The following is a 16,955-nucleotide window of genomic DNA, read 5'->3' on the forward strand; positions in this document are numbered from 1 at the left end:
ACAAGGCGAGAAAGGCCTGCATACTCCTCCCTCCTCGAGTCTCTCCCGTGCAAGATCTCGCTTTCCACCTGCTCGTGTTCCTGTTCGTTGCCGCCTTCATTGCCGGCTTCATCGATTCGATCGCCGGCGGTGGCGGCATGATTACCATTCCCGCCATGCTGATTGCCGGCATCCCGCCGCTCCAGACGCTGGGCACCAACAAGCTGCAGGGGCTGTTCGGCTCGGGCTCGGCAACCCTTTCCTATGCCCGGCGCGGTCACGTGAACCTGAAAGAGCAATTGCCGATGGCGCTGATGTCGGCGGCGGGCTCCGTGTTGGGCGCGCTGCTCGCGACCGTCGTTCCCGGCGACGTTCTGAAGGCGATCCTACCCTTCCTGCTGATTGCCATCGCGCTCTATTTCGGCCTCAAGCCGAACATGGGCGACGTCGACCAGCACCGCCGCATCACGCCGTTCGTGTTCACGCTGACGCTCGTGCCGCTGATCGGCTTCTACGACGGCGTCTTCGGTCCCGGCACCGGCTCGTTCTTCATGCTCGGCTTCGTCACGCTTGCCGGATTCGGCGTCTTGAAGGCGACGGCACATACGAAATTCCTGAACTTCGGCTCGAATGTCGGCGCCTTCGCCGTCTTCCTGTTCTTCGGCGCCATCCTGTGGAAGATCGGCCTGATGATGGGCGTCGCCCAGTTCCTCGGCGCCCAGGTCGGCTCGCGCTATGCCATGGCCAAAGGCGCCAAGATCATCAAGCCGCTGCTCGTCGTCGTCTCGATCGCGCTGGCCGCCCGGTTGCTGGCCGACCCGACACATCCGCTGCGCATCTGGCTGGGGCTCTGAGGCGGGACCCACCTACGCGCTGTTTGCCTGTGCTGCCGAGCGCAGGCGGCCAACGTCATCCTCACGCGACCGGTCAAAGGCTCGGATCTGAAGAGCTGGGCGTTGGCGGTCGCCTGACGTGCGGGTCCCAGAAAGGCGCGTGTCGCACTGGCCCGCAAGCTGGCGGTGGTGTTGCACCACATGCTCATGGACAGAACCAACTTCATTCCCCACAAGGTGACGCCAGCCATGGCCGCTTGAGCCGGAAGGAGACAACAACACAGGTTTCGGGTGGGCACTGCCATCAGCCCCCCGAGCGAGGTCCCTTCGCCGGGACGATGGATGGGTTAGGCCGCAGACTTGGGCGCAGCACTCAGGTGACTGCGCGCCCCTAGATTGGCCAGCCGGTCCTCAGCAGACCCCATAGAGCAGCGGCCCAGCGTCGACTGCGAACAGAAGCAAGCACTCGGCGAGGGATTAAGCTCACAAGGGATTGACTCAAGGCCCGTTACAGAAGGCCAAGTCTCCCGCACTCCTTGGCGGGAGGTTCGAACTTAGGAGATTACAATGAAAATTATTATCGCCGCAGTGGCATCACTCGCGTTTGCGACTTCCGCTATTGCTGCTGTGCCGTCGACGCCAACCGAGAAGAAGCCCACTGTCAAAACTGCAGGCCAAGTTGAACTGGCATGGGGCAAAAACCGCTCGGGCCAAACCACGACATCGTCCGACAAGTACTCGAACGGCAGGACCTTTCGCTGATCCAGCCTAATGCAAAAAGGGCGGCTGCGGCCGCCCTGAATTTTGGCAATATGCGGCTATGGCGGGAAGCGGTGACGTCCTCCCCAAGGCCCCCGCGGGTGTCACCTCTCACCGTCGGCTCGCCGGTGAAATTCCCGTAACCAAGACGAAAGTCGAGCAAGGCCGCACCTTGAGCCTCTAGTCGCTAGAGATTTCAGAGTGCCACTCATGCTTCGCCAGTCAGGGGCCGCATGGGGCCGCCTGCCCGCGAAGCGTCGTGCTGTCCTTCGCTCGCCTTGAGGTTCCAATGTTTACCACCCTGCCCGCCATCCTGATGCTTGTCGTCGGCCTGTTCACCCTGGCGCTGGCGATCCTGCGCCGCGTGCAGTCTGGCCGCTCGCCCGTTGTGCTGACCTATGGCAACGACGCGGAAGGTTTTGCCGGCAAGCTCTTTCGGATGATCGTGGCGGCGCTGGTGGTTCATCTCCTGGCGATCGCCGCCTTTCCCGATGCGGTCGACGCCACGCTCGGCCGGATCCCGATGCTCGACAAGCCGCTCCTTCACGCCGTTGGCCTCGTGCTCATGACGCTCGGCGGCGGGTTGACGATGCTGTCGCAATGGGCGATGCGCCACTCGTGGAAGATCGGCATACCGGAGGAGCAGGACGCGCCGCTGGTCACCTCCGGCCTCTACGCGTTTTCCCGCAACCCGATTTATGTCGGCATGGTCACGGCGCTGACCGGCACCGTGCTGGCCGTGCCGAACGTCGCCTCGGTGGCGCTCACTCTCTCAGCCTGGATATCGATCTCCTATCAGATCCGCATGGAGGAAACGTACCTCTCCCGCGCTTTTGGCGAGGCGTATGGCGCCTATTGCAAGCGCGTCCGGCGGTGGATCTGAAATCACGCGGATTGCGCGCCAATGGAACCTGCGGCGGCTGGACCCGCACCCGACCTCAAAACACCGCCAGCAGCAGCGCGCCGGCGGCAATGAAAACGACACCGAGCCAGTTCATCAGGTTGAGCTTTTCGCCGAGGAACAGCACGCCGAAGATGGCGACCATGACGATCGACAGCTTGTCGATCGGCGCCACCCGCGCCGCATCGCCGAGCTTCAGGGCGCGGAAATAGGCAAGCCAGGAGGCGCCGGTGGCAAGGCCGGAAAGTGCCAGAAACAGCCATGTCCGCCCCGGGATTTCCGAAGGCTTCTGCCATTGCCCCGTTGCCGCGACGATGCCGGCCAACACGAGGAGGATGACGACGGTGCGGATCAGCGTGGCGAAGTCGGAGTTGATCTGGGCAACCCCGACCTTGGCAAACACTGCCGTGAGCGCCGCAAAGGCAGCCGAAAGCAGAGCCCAGAACTGCCAGCTCTGGCTCATCAGAACTCGACGCCCTTCTGCGCCTTGATGCCGGAGCGGAACGGATGCTTGATCAATTCCATCTCGGTCACCAGATCGGCGGCTTCGATCAGGTCTTCCTTGGCGTTGCGGCCGGTCAGGACCACATGGGTCATGTGCGGCTTTTCTTCCTTCAGGAAGCGCACGACTTCGGCCACGTCGATATAGTCGTAGCGCAGCGCGATGTTGATTTCGTCGAGCAGCACCATCGAGTTGCGCTCGTCGCGGATCAGTTCCTTGGCCTTCTCCCAGGCCTTTTCCGCCATCGCCACGTCGCGGGCGCGGTCCTGCGTTTCCCAGGTAAAACCCTCGCCGAGCGTATAGAACTGGCAGACATCGCCGAAATGCTTCTCGATCAGGTCGCGCTCTCCGGTTTCCCAGGCGCCCTTGATGAACTGCACGACGGCGCAGGGCATGCCATGGGCGATATGGCGGAAGATCATGCCGAAGCCGGCGGTCGACTTGCCCTTGCCCTTGCCGGTGTTGACAATGATCAGACCCTTCTCGTCGGTCTTCGTCGCCATGATCTTTTCGCGTGCGGTCTTCTTCTTCGCCATCTTCATCGCATGGCGGGCATCGTCCTTTTCGGCGACACCTTCACCCGTGCTCACCACTTCTTCGCTCATGACGTTCTCCTCAATCATATGAATCTATCGTGGGATGCGGACGTAGTACCGCCCGCGATCTCACTCTTTGCAATTGCGCAACTCCGGACGGAAAACCGTTTCAAGCTTTCCCCGGAGCTGCTCTATTCGTTTCCGGCGCGAAGCCGCACCGCAGCCGTTGTGCGGCCGCTCAGTTCAAAGCGTGCCGAGTTGGAGCGCGGGATCCAGAGATTACGGTCGATCGCCTCCAGCAACCGCTCCGAGAGCTCGGCGAGTGCCGCCGGGTTCTTGTCGCGCAGGAAGCCTGACACCCGCTCGTCGACGATGAAAGCCTGGTAGGCAGCCTCGAAATGATGGTCGCGCACGGCACCCGTGGTTGCGGCAAAGGCAAACATGTAGTCGACCGTCGCGGCGATCTCGAAGGCGCCCTTGTAGCCGTGGCGCATGACGCCATCGATCCACTTGGGGTTGACGACGCGCGCGCGCACCACACGGCCGATCTCTTCCTCCAGCGAGCGGATGACCGGCTTTTCCGGCCGGGAGTGGTCATTGTGGTAAATCGCCGGCCGGGCGCCGCTCAGGTGCTCGGCGGCAAGGCTCATGCCGCCTTCGAACTGGTAGTAGTCGTCGCTGTCGAGCAGGTCGTGTTCGCGGTTGTCCTGGTTCTGGACCACCGCTTCGATCGTGCGCAGCCGCTCCTCGAAGAGCTCCCGTCCCGCCTTGCCCTCCTCGCCGGCGCCATAGGCATAGGCGCCCCAGGTGAGATAGGCATCGGCGAGATCGGCTTTGCTGTCCCAGCCCTTCTCGTCGATCAGCGCCTGCAGGCCGGCGCCGTAGGCTCCGGGCTTGGCACCGAAGACGCGGTAGGAGGCGCGGCGCGCGGCTTCCGCCGGCTCGACGCCCGACGCCTCCAGCCGCTGCGTCTCGGCGCGCATGCGCGCGGCGATCATATTGTCGGCATCGTCTTCCTCAAGCGCCCCGACGGCACGGATCGCCTTGTCGAACAGCGCGATCTGGTCCGGGAAGGCATCGCGGAAGAAGCCTGATATCCGCAGCGTCACGTCGACGCGCGGGCGGCCAAGCATCGCCAGAGGCACGATTTCATAGCCCATCACCCGGCGCGAGACCATGTCCCAGGTGGGCTTGGTGCCGATCAGCGCCAGGGCCTGGGCGATGTCGTCACCGCCGGTGCGCATGTTCGCCGTGCCCCAGGCCGTCAGGCCGAATGAGGACGGCCATTCGCCGTGATCCTGCAGATAGCGGCGGATCAGCAGTTCGGCGGATTTCTTGCCAAGTTCAAAGGCCGCCGGCGTCGGCACCGAGCGGCTGTCGACGGAGTAGAAATTGCGGCCGGTCGGCAGCACGTCGGGACGGCCGCGGGTCGGCGCGCCGGAAGGCCCCGGCGCCACGAAGCGGCCATCAAGGCCGGTGAGAAAGCCGGCCATCTCGGCAGCGCCGGAGTTGATGATCGATGGCTTCAGTCGCGCCTCGATCTCGCCAAGCACGGTGCGGGTGGCAGGCCAGTCCTCGGGCGCGAGCGTCTCGCCAGAAACGAACGCCGCCGCCAGCAGCTCGATGCGCTCGACAGTATCGCCGGCCGTCCGCCACGGTGCATCGGAAATGGAGGAAAGCATGTCCGGCCGTGCGCCTTCCCAGGGATCGGACATCACGCAATCGAGCGGATCGAAGCCGAGCCCGGCATCCGCGGCCATCGCCCGCTGCAGGCTCTGGTCGGCGCCTTCGCCAAGGCTGCGCGGCACCCGCGCCAGCGCCACGGTCAGGTCGGTCAGCAACCGCCCCTCCGGTGCAACGCCAAAAATGTGCAGGCCATCGCGGATCTGCATTTCCTTGAGGTCGCAGAGATAGGCGTCGAGCTTCTCCAGCGCCTTGTCGTCGCTGTCGCCCTTGTCGATACCGGCATCGTGGTCGAGGCCGATGTCACGCACGAGGTCGAGGATCTGCCGGCTGAGCAGCCTGAGCCGGCGCGGATCGCCGCCGGCCGCGTCGTAATATTCGTCGACCAGCGCTTCGAGATCCTTCAGCGGCCCATAGGATTCCGCCCTCGTCAGCGGCGGCGTCAAATGGTCGATGATGACGGCGCTGGTGCGGCGCTTGGCTTGCGTGCCCTCGCCGGGATCGTTGACGATGAAGGGGTAGACATGCGGTAGCGGCCCAAAGATCGCCTCGGGATAACAGGTCTCCGACAGCGCTAAGGCCTTGCCGGGCAGCCATTCCAGATTGCCGTGCTTGCCCATGTGCACAATGGCCTGCGCGCCGAACTGGTTGCGCAGGAAAGCGTAGAAGGCGAGATATCCGTGCGGCGGCACCAGATCCGGCGAATGGTAGCTTTCCTTCGGATCGATGTTGTAGCCGCGCGCCGGCTGGATGCCGACGACAATCTCGCCGAAGCGGGCAAGCGGCAGCGCGAAGGCGCCATCGAGGAAGAACGGGTCGGTTTCCGGCGCACCCCAGCGATCGCTGACCTCATCCTGAATCTGTTTCGGAAGCGAATCGAAGAACGTATTGTAATCGCTGAACGAAAGAACTTCGCGGATCTCGCGATCGCGGCTCGCCGCGTTGGTCGGCCCAGCCATCAGGTAGCCGATCAGTGCATCGCCATCCTCAGGCACGCCGGCGACGGGATAACCTTCGCTCGCCATGGCGCGCAGCACTTCAACCGTGCCCGCCGGCGTATCGAGCCCGACGCCATTGCCGAGTCGGCCATCGCGATTGGGGTAATTGGCCATGATGATGGCGATCCGCCGTTCGGCCGGACGGGCGCGGCGCAGTTTTGCCCAATTGACCGCAAGCCTGGCGGCAAAGCGGACCCGGTCGGAAAGCGGTTCGTGCCCGACGATGTTGGCTTCGACCTTGGGATCGTAGATCGAGGCCGCCTTGAAGGAGACGGCGCGCGCCAGAATGCGGCCATCGACCTCCGGCAAGGCAACGTTCATGGCGAGATCGCGCGCCATCAGCCCCTGCGGCGAGGCCTGCCATTGCGCGCGCGACGATCCGGAGAAGATCACCTGCAGCACCGGCGCGCCGGTTGATTCCAACACGGTCGGCTGCCTGTCGGCACCGGGCGAGGAAACGGCAAAGCCGGTGGCGTTCATCACCACGTCGGGTGCCGCCTCGGAAAAAATCGATTGCAGCGTGCCGACCGAAACGGCATCCTTGAGGCTGGAGACAAACAGCGGCAACACGCGCATGCCTTCGGCGGCAAGCGCCTCGATCAGCGCTTCGACCGGCCGGGTCTCGCCGCTCTGGACCAGGGCGCGATAAAAGCAGATCCCGACTGTCGGGGGTTCGAATCCCTCCCCCGCGACCATCCGCTCTTGGACACGTGCCTTCCATTCGCTGACGCCGATGACGCCCGCGCCCGGCCACCAGATGCCGGCCTTGAGCAGCGGTTTTGCCGGCTGCGGCTTTTCCGCGTCTGAGATCAACGCCTCGGCGTAGTCGAGGAACAGGCCGGCATTGTCAGCGCCGCCCTCGGTGAAATAGGCCCAGAGGCGCTGGCGGTCGTCGGCCTCAACGGTCGAAAACGGCTCGAGGCCGGGATCGGGCTTGTCGTCGCCGGGCAGCACCGCGATCTGGAAGCGGTGGGTGACGGCGGCGGCATGCAATGCTTCCAGCACATAACGGAAATAGCTGGCGCCACCGAGCGGCCTGACCACGATGAGTTTTGCATGCCTTGCCGTGCGCTCGACATAGGTGTCGACCGACATCGGGTGCATCAGGTTCATCAGGCTGGCGATGCGCAGGCTCAGCTCCCCGTCGCGCCGGCCATGGGCCGCCGCGATCGACGAAAGCTCGGTGTCGGCGGCCGACAGGAAAAGCACGTCGGCCGGCGTTTGCCCCAGGTCGATCGCCTCGTTGCCGTCGGCGATCGTTCCTTTCTGGGCGAGAAGCAGATGCATGTTTCTGTCCGTTCGAGCAATTCCAGGAAAAGCGTGAAATGGCTTTCCTGGAATTGCGTTGCTTCAAGGAGTTAGGCGAGTGCGGTGATGGCGGCGCGCACCGCAGCTTCGTCCATGTCGTGCAGGCCGATGACGACGAGGCGCGTACCGCGCTTCTCGCCAGCCGCCCAGGCACGGTCGTAATACTGGTCGATGCGGGCGCCAACGGCCTGGATCAGCAGGCGCATCGGCTTGCCGGGCACGTCGGCAAAGCCCTTGAGGCGCAGCACGTCATGCTCTGATATCACGCCCTTGAGGCGATCGATGAAACCTGCCGGATCGGCAATCGCGCCGAGCTCGACGACGAAGCTGTCGAACTCGTCATGAGAGTGCTCCTCGCCGGCCTCATGTTCCATCTCGTGGTGAGACTTGCGGTTGGCGATATCGCTTTCCGTGCCGACGCCGAGGCCGAGCAGGATGGCAGCGGCAACTTCGCCGTTCTTCGCCTCGATCATTGTTGGCTTGCGGTTAGTGCGCGAAGCGACCTCGTCGCGCACGGCCTTGAGGCCGGAGGCGTCGATCAGATCGGTCTTGTTGAGCACGATCAGGTCGGCGGCGGTCAACTGGTCCTCGAACAGTTCCTCGATCGGGCTTTCGTGGTCGAGATTGTCGTCCTCGACACGCAACGCATCGACCTTGTCATGGTCGTCGGCAAAACGGCCGGCGGCAACGGCGGCACTGTCGACCACGGTGACGACGCCATCGACGGTGACTTCGCTGCGGATATCAGGCCAGTTGAAGGCGGCGATCAGCGGCTGCGGCAAAGCGAGGCCCGAGGTTTCAATGATGATATGGTCAGGACGATTTTCGCGCTCGAGCAGCTTGGTCATGGTCGGGATGAAATCATCGGCAACCGTGCAGCAGATGCAGCCATTGGTAAGCTCAATGATATCGTCTTCCGAGCAGGCTTCTGCGCCGCAGCCCTTCAGCACGTCGCCGTCGACGCCGAGATCGCCGAACTCGTTGATGATGAGCGCAATGCGCTTGCCATCGGCGTTCTGCAGCAGATTGCGGATCATCGTCGTCTTGCCGGCACCGAGGAAGCCGGTGATGACGGTCGCCGGGATCTTGCCCTGGTTGGCTCTGGCAGTGGTCATGGATCAACCCTTCATTTTCAGCGGCAATCCGGCCGCGACAAAGTAAACTTCCGCGGATTTCTCCGCAACGATCTGGTGAAGCCGGCCGGCATGGTCGCGGAAATCGCGGACCATGCGGTTCTCGGGCACGATGCCGAGGCCGACTTCGTTGGAAACAAGGATGAGGCGCGCCCGCGCCTCCGGCAGGAAAGCGGCAAGGGCCGCGAACTCTGCCGCCATGTCGCGCCCTTCCATCATCAGGTTGGTGACCCACAGCGTCAGGCAGTCGACGAGCACCACGCGGTTCTCGTCATCGATGCGCGTCAGCAGCGAAACGAGGTCGAGCGGCTCTTCATGCGTCGTCCAGCCTTCGCCGCGCCTTGCCCGGTGATGGTCGATGCGCTCGCGCATCTCGTCGTCCCAGGCACGGCCGGTCGCGACATAGTGCATGCCGAGCCCGGAGGCTTCGACGAGCCTTTCGGAAAAGCTGGATTTGCCGGAACGGGCACCGCCGAGGACCAGAACCGGCCCGGCATGGGAAATGCTCATGTGCGTTGCAGCCTCACGCGCTTGGTCGCGAATTCGAGCGGCAACAGGATTTCACCGCGCCGACGGCGCGTTCGGGAAACGATCGATGAGCCAAGACAACCTCCGTGATGGCGTGGGAAGCGGGCTTCCCTTCGGGCGGAATGCCCCTGTCGGACGGCAGGTCTCCTGGCTCACGGCGTCACGAGCCCACCACATCGCGCCCCGCGTGATCACGCGAAGACCGATGCTTGGGCCCGAACGGCCCGCCTCACCTTCCCGGCGTTTTCTGGTTTCGTGAAAGGCGGACGATTCGTAGAAGAAGAGGCGTCCAACCCGGCTGATCACGAAGCCACGCCAGTGGCTTTTCCGGCTGAATTCCAAACCGCCTTCGATTGCCCCATGCAATCGAAAGGAAGCCGGCTATCAGCCCGATGGCGAACCCTGACCGTTCTACAGTCGCGGGGTCGGCTGCGATAAGGATGCCCGATTTGGGTCCATCCGTCACATTCCCAATTATTCCCCCGCATCGCCACGATCCGGGGAAACCATCCAACGTCAGATGATTAGGAAGCGGGCGCCGCAAAGTCAATCGACGCGTGCGACACGCCACCCGTCGAGATGCGGCGCGCGACAATTTGCCGGCAGCAGGCCGCAAAGGCCACTCCTGCATGTTTTTATCCTTAGATGGTATTCGACCTAAGGATAAAAACATGCAGCAATTCAAAGTGTTACAGCGACCTTTGCGCGTCCAGTAAGACGCGCGGCGCTGTAGTCGACGTCGGAGCGGACGCTCCACGGCAACTGAACTTTATTTTAGCAACGTCAGATATTGCGATAGAGTAGCCGAAAGTCGTTTCGATTATCCGGAAGGCAGATGGAACGCAGGCTCACCGCCGTGATGATTGCCGACGTTTCCGGCTATGGACTGCTCACCCAAGCCGACGAAGAGGGTACGTGTGCCCGCTTTCAGGCCGATCTGCACGGCCTGTTCGAACAAAGGATTGCCGCACATCGCGGGCGGTTGATCAAGACCATGGGCGACGGGTTATTGGTCGAGTTCCAGAGTGTCGTCGAGGCGGTCCGTTGTGCGGTGGAGGTTCAGCGCGCGAAATCCGAAAGCCGCGGCTCCGATCAGGGTCGACTGGAATTCCGCATCGGCATCAATCTTGGCGACGTCATCGTTGAAGGCGACGACATTCACGGCGATGGAGTGATCATTGCCGAGCGCCTGCAGAGCCTCGCCGAACCGGGTGGGATCATCATCTCCGGCACCGCCTACGACCAGGTCGAGAAGCACCTCGATGTCGGCTTCGTCTTTCTCGGCGAACAACGCCTGAAGCATATCGAAAAGCCGGTGCGGACTTACCGGCTGGGGCTGAACGAAGCCCGCCCCGGCAGCGTAAAGGTCGCTGGGCGCCACGCGAAGCGCTGGGCGGCACTCGTTACGTCTGCTGTCGTGCTCGGCGCTGCTGCCGGCGTGGCCTGGTGGCGGCCCTGGGAGTCGCCTGTGGAAACGGTCCAGATACAACCACCGAATCTGACCGCGCCGGACAAGCCGTCGATCGCGGTGCTTCCGTTTGCCAACGTGAGCGACGATCCCAGGCAGGAGTATTTCGCCGATGGCATGACCGATGGCCTTGTCACCGAGCTGGCTCAGGTATCCGGCTTGTTCGTTATCGCGCGTAACTCGACCTTCACCTACAAGGGCAGGGCGGTGACACCCAGGCAGGTGTCCAAGGAACTCGGTGTCCGATACGTCCTCGAAGGCAGTGTGCAGCGTGCCGGAGAACAGCTACGGATCAATGCTCAGCTCATAGATTCTCTCAGCGGCGGCCACGTTTGGGCCGGCAAGTTCGACGGTTCACTTTCCGATGTCTTTGCGCTGCAGGACGAAGTGATGCGCGGCATTGCCGACGCGCTTGCGCTTCGGTTGAATCCTGACGAGCAGATGGCCTTCGGACGCAAGGAAACGACGGTCCCGGCGGCCTTCGATGCGTTCCTGCGCGGCTGGGAGCATCACCGGCGCACGACCCCCGAAGATTTTGCAAAGGCAGTGCCTTTTTTCGAGCAGGCGATTGCGCTCGATCCTGCCTATGGACGAGCCTATGCCGCCGCCGCCATGGTCTACGCGCGCGTCTACCTGTGGCGTTGGCATTATCGGCTTGATATCTCGCGGATCGAAGCTAGAGCCAAGGCGCTACAATTTCTAAGGACCGCGCAGAAACACAAAACAGCGCTCGCCTATCAGGCGGCCGCTCTCCTGTCCGAAGCGGCCTGGCAGCATGCCGATGCGCTCGCCGAACTCAAGGAAGCGATCGCGCTCGAACCCGGCGATTCCTGGAGCTACGCGCTGACGGCCTTCGTGCTGACCTCCGCCGGCCGCCCAGCGGAGGCCCTGCCCTATATCCGTACGGCCATGCGCCTCGATCCGCACTCTCCGTCCTTCTTCATTTACGTTCTTGGACTGACGCAGTTCAGCCTGGAGGATTTCGAGGCGTCGGTGGCTGCGGTGAAGCGCAGCATCGAACTCAATCCTCAGGATGACGGTTCTTTCCTTCTTCTCGCCTCCGCTTACGCGCACCTCGGCCGGAACACGGAAGCGCAGGCAGCGATCACTCGTTTCAACGCGCTTCGCCTCGCACGCGGTGGCACTGCCGCCACCATCTCGACCAGCCCGCCCATGGATCTGGCAAAGCTGGCGGATAGCGAGCTCTTCTACCGGGGACTGCGCCTGGCCGGCGTGCCTGAGACCTTGATGAACGCCGACTTCGTAGGCAGGAACAGACTGGAAGCCGACGAAGCCCGCTCACTATTCCTGGGGCATCGGCTGCATGGACGCATGCTGGACTCGGGCGAGGAACATGAGGCTGTCATTTCAACCGGGGGCGTGGCCACTCTGACAGGAGGCTGGGCTTCCATCGGCGCTGGTCGCATGACCGATGTCGAGGTCAAGTTTGACAGGGACGAGGTTTGCTTCCTGTGGCTCAAGACAACGAACCTCTGCGGAATGGTGCTGCGAAATCCCGGAGGACTTAGCGGCAAGGAAAACGAATTCATATGGTACCACGGCGACAGGGCGTTCACGTTCTCGCAGGTCCGCTAGCCCCTTGCGCTCGCCCATGCTACCGCTACCGTACCCGCTGCAGCGCGCTGAACTGAAAAGCCTGCACTGAATTCCATGGCGTCTTATGCTGGTGCCTGATCGCTTCGACCAGCCGGAAGGACGGCCCGATTACTTCGGCAAGCGCCGCCGGGTCGTAGCGCATCACCGGCAAACCGCTGCAGCGGTTCGGCCCATCCGGCGCAAAGGTGGCGATGATGGCGTGTCCGGAAGGCTTCACGGCAGCACAAAGACGTTCGACATAGGCCGCGCGCTCTGCCGCACCGGTCAGGAAGTGAAACGCGGCGCGGTCGTGCCAGATATCGTATTGCCGCGAAGGCGACCAGTCGGTCACGTCGGCGGCGATCCACTCTACCGCTTCGCCGCGCGCGCCGAGCCGGGCTCGTGCGGCGCCAAGCGCGGTTGGAGACAGGTCAAGCACCGCGACCGACCATCCGCCCTCCTCCAGCAGCCGATCGACCAATCTAGACGCACCGCCGCCGATATCGATCAGCGATGCCGGCAAGCCCCGCCCGTACTCGTGAATGAGCCGCAGCGACACCTCGGGCGTGCCTTCGAACCAGCTGACGCCCGCCTCGTCCTTGGAGGCATAGGCAGCATCCCAATGCGCACGCCGCTCGTCGTCACTCATTGCAAACCGCCTGTTGCGCCGGTCATCCCGTGGTCAGAAGTCTGCATGTGTCGGCGCCTGCGGCACGCAGTCCGCGACGCATCTTAACGCCCCGCGCGCGTGCTGCAAATGCTGCGGGCGGGCCTCAATTGCCGAGCAGTTGATGGAGCCACGTCGGGTCAAGCACCGCCTCGAGCTCCGCGGCGACGTCATCGAGCGCCGCATCGACCGACTGGCGGTAGTTGCCGATGCCGCCTTCGATGCCGAAGCTTTTGAGCAGGGCAGCACGGTAGGCATCGCTGGAAAACAACCCATGCAGGTAGGTTCCCATCACCCGTCCGTCGGCCGAAAGGGCGCCATCGGCGCGATCGTCGATGCGGATCGAAGGGCGGTCGCAGTCAGGACCCGTGGTGCGGCCGAGATGGATTTCATAGCCTTCGAGCGGCACGTCGTGTTCCAGCGACCAGGCACGGCTGTTGCGCAGGGTCTTTTCCGGCGCCATTTCCGTTTCGACGTCGAGCAGCCCAAGTCCCTTGATTTCCCGCTCGTTGCCCTCGATGCCGAGAGGGTCGGTGACGCGCGCGCCCAGCATCTGGTAGCCGCCGCAGATGCCGATCACCCGGCCACCGCGCCGCACATGGCGCTTGAGGTCCTCATCCCAACCCTGCGCCCTGAAATCCTTGAGATCGCCGATGGTCGATTTCGACCCAGGGATGACGACGAGAGCGGCATCGGCGGGGATCGGGCTGCCCGGTTTGACGAAGACGAGATCGACCTCCGGCTCGGCGGCGAGCGGATCGAGGTCGTCGAAATTGGCAATTCTCGACAACACCGGAACGGCAACCTTGAGCGCCCGCCCCTCGCCGCGGGCCAGCTTTTCGAGCACGACCGAATCCTCTGCCGGCAGCCGCCCGGCCGCCTTCAGCCACGGCACTACGCCGAAACAGGGCCAGCCGGTGTAGCGGCCGACCGCGGCGATGCCGTCGTCGAACAGCGTGACGTCCCCACGGAACTTGTTGATCAAATAGCCCGTCACCATGCGCCGGTCCTCGTCGGGCAGGATCGCATGGGTGCCGACCAACGAGGCGATGACGCCGCCGCGATCGATGTCGCCAACGAGCACAACGGGGACATCGGCGCGGGTCGCAAAACCCATATTGGCGATGTCGCCTGCTCTCAAGTTGATTTCGGCAGGTGACCCCGCCCCCTCGACGACCACGAGATCGGCACCGGCCGAAATCTGCTCGAAGCTTTCCATCACCGCCCCGAGCAGCTTCGGCTTCAGTGCCTGATATTCCCGCCCCTTCGCCTGGCCTGCGACCTTGCCCTGCACGACGATCTGGCTGCCGACATCCGACTGCGGCTTCAAGAGCACCGGGTTCATGTGCACCGAAGACGGCACGCGGGCGGCTAGCGCCTGCAGCCATTGCGCCCGGCCGATTTCGCCGCCGTCATGCGACACGGCGGCGTTGTTCGACATGTTCTGCGGCTTGAACGGCCTGACCTTCAACCCGTGATTGGAGGCGAGCCGGCAGAGGCCTGCCACCAATACCGATTTTCCGACATCCGAGCCGGTTCCCTGAAGCATGATCTTGCGTGTCATGCGGCCACCGGTAACACCGAATTGACCGGCCGCAAAGAGCTGTATTGACACGTTTTCGCCGCATTTGCGGCGCGTCGATGACGGACTGTTTCGGCCGCTCATCAAGCTTGTCGAGTTTCCCTCCGAAACTAGCATAAATGCGACATCCCGTGACGAGTTTGGCATTCAATTCCATAAGGCGCGAGCCTATATCAGCGCCATCGAAACACACACCGGACGACAAACGTCCGGCCTCTCAAGGTCCATGCCCATGCTGTACATATTCAGCAAACCAAATTTCGTTCAGATCGCCTGGAATTCCAAGGCACCGGTCAGCCAGTCGCGCGTTCGCAACGTCGTTCTCGACGCTCCCTTCGGCCCGCTCGGCTTCATCCGCACGTCCAACGTCGGCTGACCCATCAGGCCCATAGGATCGGGCCCCTATCGGCCACGGCTTCGCATTCCGGCAGCTGACGCCTTCTCCTCCAGCCGTCTCCCTTCGTGGAGGCGGTTTTTTTTGGCCATACGGCGCATGTGAGGCGCTGGGTTTGCGCATGTCGTCGCCGCAGAACCGCCACGCACTTTTGTGCGACACGCCCTTAAACGCGAAAACCGCATCGACCTCTTATCGAGGGATGCGGCTTCCAAAAAACGCTGGTCACTCCGGAAAAACACACCGGAGGTTCGCTCAAACCCGGGACGCTATACCTTGATCCGGGTCGACGGCCGTTTCCCGCCGCGCAACAACAATTAGCCGGACATCGTTACCGGATGGTTATCGAGGATTTAACGAAAGATGAATCGCGGCATTTTTTGAATTTTTTTCGCGACATTTACAAAATGTGCGCGTGGCGCATTCACGACAGGAAAGGTCCTGATTGCAACAGATCGAAAACAAGCATTGCGGCGACCGCTATATTTTACGGCACTAATTGTCGCGAATGCTTAAATTTGGCCCGATGGAAGCCAAAAAAATCCCCTTCCATCATGTCGCAGACAGACGCTGCCCGCAGCCCGGCGCGGCCGTTTTCCGATTCAAGAGGTTGATTTCCCAACGAGAATACTTAGGCTTGCGGAGCGGTATAGAGGAGATCCGGCCGGCGACAGGGTTCCGCGGCCAGGACCAGATCGAACTCCCACACCGCCGCAGCAGGGGCTACCCTTGGCTTGTCTTTTGCCGAACCCCAGGCTGCTCATTTGGCTCGGGTGACCGGGATGCACGGCGTCCCCACGACGCCCGTTTGATCGTAGGCTGCAGTTAAAGACTGGGAGGTCTTGCAACATGAAGAAACTCCTCGCTTCCACCATTCTCGCCGCGGGTCTGTACGCGCTGGCGGGTTCCGCGCAGGCCGCGGAATGCGGTGAAGTCAGCATTGCCGAGATGAACTGGGCGTCGGCGGGCGTTGCCGCTCACGTGGACAAGTTCATTCTGGAAAACGGTTACGGTTGCACCGTGACGCTGGTCACCGGCGACACCATGCCGACCTTTGCCTCCATGAACGAAAAGGCCCAGCCGGATATGGCGCCGGAACTCTGGGTCAACGCCGTTCGCACGCCGCTCGACGCGGCCATCAAGGAAGGCCGGCTGATCGAAGCCGCCAAGATCCTGAGCGAAGGCGGCGTCGAAGGCTGGTGGATCCCGAAATTCGTCGCCGATGCCAACCCCGATATCAAGACGGTGCAGGATGCGCTGAAACACCCCGATCTCTTCCCGGCACCGGAAGACCCGTCCAAAGCCGCCATTCACAATTGCCCGTCTGGCTGGAACTGCCAGGTTTCGACCGCCAATCTCTACAAGGCGATCGATGCCGAGAAGGCCGGCTTCCAGCTGATCGACACCGGCTCTGCGGCCGGCCTCGACGGCTCGATCGCCAACGCCTTTGCCAAGAAGACCGGCTGGCTCGGCTACTACTGGGCACCGACTGCCATCCTCGGCAAGTACGAAATGACCCGCCTCTCCTTCGGCGTTGATCACGACAAGAAGGAATGGGACGCCTGCTCGGCCGTTCCGGATTGCCCGAGCCCGAAGGTCAACTCCTACCCGGTCTCCGACGTCTTCACTGTCGTGACCAAGTCGTTTGCCGACAAGGCCGGCGTTGCCATGGACTATGTCAAGGCGCGCAAGTGGGACAATGGCACCGTCAACAAGGTCCTTGCCTGGATGGATGAGAACCAGGGCACCAACGAGGATGCAGCAAAGCACTTCCTCGAAGAGTTCCCGGACATGTGGACCACATGGGTAAGCCCTGATGTGGCCGAGAAGGTCAAGGCGGCACTCTGATTTTCGCTGACGATGCAGGCGGCCCGCGTGAAAAGCGGTCGCCTGCATCGGCGTCTTCGCCAGCCGGAAAAAATTGTCGGACATGGCAAGCAATACCGGCGACGACGAACAGGTTCAGTTCGCTTCGCATGTCGCATTCAGTAAAGCGGGCGTCACGTTCCGCTGTCACATTCCTCACGCCGGGACCCGAAGAGGTCACCGCAAAGTCTGCGCAGGGATCGGCAACGACCGGTCTGAAGA

13 protein-coding genes and 1 riboswitch are annotated in these 16,955 nt (G+C 62.8%); of the genes, 6 read left to right on the top strand and 7 right to left on the bottom strand.

Annotation, left to right across the window (positions count from 1 at the left end; genetic code table 11):
- Positions 1-47: 47 nt before the first annotated feature.
- From ASD00_RS21680 to ASD00_RS21690, 3 genes are all read left to right on the top strand, one after another.
- Positions 48-833: a TSUP family transporter gene (locus ASD00_RS21680; protein WP_025427369.1), complete on the top strand. Its 786-nt coding sequence runs from the start codon at positions 48-50 to the stop codon at positions 831-833.
- A 546-nt stretch (positions 834-1,379) separates the two neighbouring features.
- Positions 1,380-1,574, top strand: coding sequence for a hypothetical protein (locus ASD00_RS21685; RefSeq protein ID WP_025427370.1), 195 nt, complete (start codon positions 1,380-1,382; stop codon positions 1,572-1,574).
- A gap of 286 nt (positions 1,575-1,860) precedes the next feature.
- Positions 1,861-2,454 carry an isoprenylcysteine carboxylmethyltransferase family protein gene (locus ASD00_RS21690; protein ID WP_057208736.1) on the top strand — a complete coding sequence of 198 codons (594 nt, stop codon included), beginning with the start codon at positions 1,861-1,863 and terminating at the stop codon, positions 2,452-2,454.
- Positions 2,455-2,509: 55 nt separating this feature from the next.
- On the opposite strand, the gene ASD00_RS21695 is transcribed toward ASD00_RS21690, so the two are convergent.
- From ASD00_RS21695 to cobU, 5 genes are all read right to left on the bottom strand, one after another.
- A complete protein-coding gene (locus ASD00_RS21695; RefSeq protein WP_025427372.1) occupies positions 2,510-2,935 on the bottom strand; it encodes an EamA family transporter in 426 nt (141 codons plus the stop codon).
- Positions 2,935-3,579 carry a cob(I)yrinic acid a,c-diamide adenosyltransferase gene (cobO, locus tag ASD00_RS21700; protein ID WP_025427373.1) on the bottom strand — a complete coding sequence of 215 codons (645 nt, stop codon included), beginning with the start codon at positions 3,577-3,579 and terminating at the stop codon, positions 2,935-2,937. The genes ASD00_RS21695 and cobO overlap by 1 nt, the downstream gene beginning before the upstream one ends.
- Positions 3,580-3,701: 122 nt before the next feature.
- Positions 3,702-7,478, bottom strand: coding sequence for a cobaltochelatase subunit CobN (gene cobN, locus ASD00_RS21705; protein ID WP_057208739.1), 3,777 nt, complete (start codon positions 7,476-7,478; stop codon positions 3,702-3,704).
- A gap of 71 nt (positions 7,479-7,549) precedes the next feature.
- On the bottom strand, positions 7,550-8,614 hold the full coding sequence (gene cobW / locus ASD00_RS21710; protein ID WP_025427375.1) for a cobalamin biosynthesis protein CobW: 1,065 nt from the start codon (positions 8,612-8,614) through the stop codon (positions 7,550-7,552).
- 3 nt (positions 8,615-8,617) lie between these two features.
- Positions 8,618-9,142: a bifunctional adenosylcobinamide kinase/adenosylcobinamide-phosphate guanylyltransferase gene (gene cobU, locus ASD00_RS21715; protein ID WP_025427376.1), complete on the bottom strand. Its 525-nt coding sequence runs from the start codon at positions 9,140-9,142 to the stop codon at positions 8,618-8,620.
- A 137-nt stretch (positions 9,143-9,279) separates the two neighbouring features.
- Positions 9,280-9,686: riboswitch (cobalamin riboswitch) on the bottom strand.
- Between the two features lie 309 nt (positions 9,687-9,995).
- On the opposite strand from cobU, the gene ASD00_RS21720 reads away from it, so the two are divergent.
- A complete protein-coding gene (locus ASD00_RS21720; protein WP_025427377.1) occupies positions 9,996-12,224 on the top strand; it encodes an adenylate/guanylate cyclase domain-containing protein in 2,229 nt (742 codons plus the stop codon).
- Positions 12,225-12,249: 25 nt separating this feature from the next.
- Here the strand turns inward: ASD00_RS21720 and ASD00_RS21725 are convergent, their stop codons facing one another.
- Positions 12,250-12,873 carry a class I SAM-dependent methyltransferase gene (locus ASD00_RS21725; RefSeq protein ID WP_025427378.1) on the bottom strand — a complete coding sequence of 208 codons (624 nt, stop codon included), beginning with the start codon at positions 12,871-12,873 and terminating at the stop codon, positions 12,250-12,252.
- A 124-nt stretch (positions 12,874-12,997) separates the two neighbouring features.
- Complete coding sequence (locus ASD00_RS21730) at positions 12,998-14,455, bottom strand: cobyric acid synthase (RefSeq protein WP_025427379.1); 1,458 nt, start codon at positions 14,453-14,455, stop codon at positions 12,998-13,000.
- A gap of 250 nt (positions 14,456-14,705) precedes the next feature.
- Here ASD00_RS21730 and ASD00_RS40995 point away from each other — a divergent pair, with 250 nt between their 5' ends.
- Both ASD00_RS40995 and ASD00_RS21740 read left to right on the top strand, forming a co-directional pair.
- Positions 14,706-14,849, top strand: coding sequence for a hypothetical protein (locus ASD00_RS40995; protein ID WP_107027614.1), 144 nt, complete (start codon positions 14,706-14,708; stop codon positions 14,847-14,849).
- A gap of 867 nt (positions 14,850-15,716) precedes the next feature.
- Positions 15,717-16,715: an ABC transporter substrate-binding protein gene (locus tag ASD00_RS21740; RefSeq protein ID WP_025427380.1), complete on the top strand. Its 999-nt coding sequence runs from the start codon at positions 15,717-15,719 to the stop codon at positions 16,713-16,715.
- Positions 16,716-16,955: the final 240 nt, after the last annotated feature.

The organism is Ensifer sp. Root31 (genome assembly GCF_001424825.1).
In the GTDB taxonomy this organism is placed as follows: domain Bacteria; phylum Pseudomonadota; class Alphaproteobacteria; order Rhizobiales; family Rhizobiaceae; genus Ensifer; species Ensifer canadensis.

Excerpts from the sequence above, each read along its gene's own strand:
- ASD00_RS21685 (WP_025427370.1), top strand. The coding sequence starts at position 1,380 with ATGAAAATTATTATCGCCGCAGTGGCATCACTCGCGTTTGCGACTTCC.
- ASD00_RS21690 (WP_057208736.1), top strand. The coding sequence starts at position 1,861 with ATGTTTACCACCCTGCCCGCCATCCTGATGCTTGTCGTCGGCCTGTTC.
- ASD00_RS21695 (WP_025427372.1), bottom strand. The coding sequence starts at position 2,935 with ATGAGCCAGAGCTGGCAGTTCTGGGCTCTGCTTTCGGCTGCCTTTGCG.
- cobO (WP_025427373.1), bottom strand. The coding sequence starts at position 3,579 with ATGAGCGAAGAAGTGGTGAGCACGGGTGAAGGTGTCGCCGAAAAGGAC.
- cobN (WP_057208739.1), bottom strand. The coding sequence starts at position 7,478 with ATGCATCTGCTTCTCGCCCAGAAAGGAACGATCGCCGACGGCAACGAG.
- cobW (WP_025427375.1), bottom strand. The coding sequence starts at position 8,614 with ATGACCACTGCCAGAGCCAACCAGGGCAAGATCCCGGCGACCGTCATC.
- cobU (WP_025427376.1), bottom strand. The coding sequence starts at position 9,142 with ATGAGCATTTCCCATGCCGGGCCGGTTCTGGTCCTCGGCGGTGCCCGT.
- ASD00_RS21720 (WP_025427377.1), top strand. The coding sequence starts at position 9,996 with ATGGAACGCAGGCTCACCGCCGTGATGATTGCCGACGTTTCCGGCTAT.
- ASD00_RS21725 (WP_025427378.1), bottom strand. The coding sequence starts at position 12,873 with ATGAGTGACGACGAGCGGCGTGCGCATTGGGATGCTGCCTATGCCTCC.
- ASD00_RS21730 (WP_025427379.1), bottom strand. The coding sequence starts at position 14,455 with ATGACACGCAAGATCATGCTTCAGGGAACCGGCTCGGATGTCGGAAAA.
- ASD00_RS40995 (WP_107027614.1), top strand. The coding sequence starts at position 14,706 with ATGCTGTACATATTCAGCAAACCAAATTTCGTTCAGATCGCCTGGAAT.
- ASD00_RS21740 (WP_025427380.1), top strand. The coding sequence starts at position 15,717 with ATGAAGAAACTCCTCGCTTCCACCATTCTCGCCGCGGGTCTGTACGCG.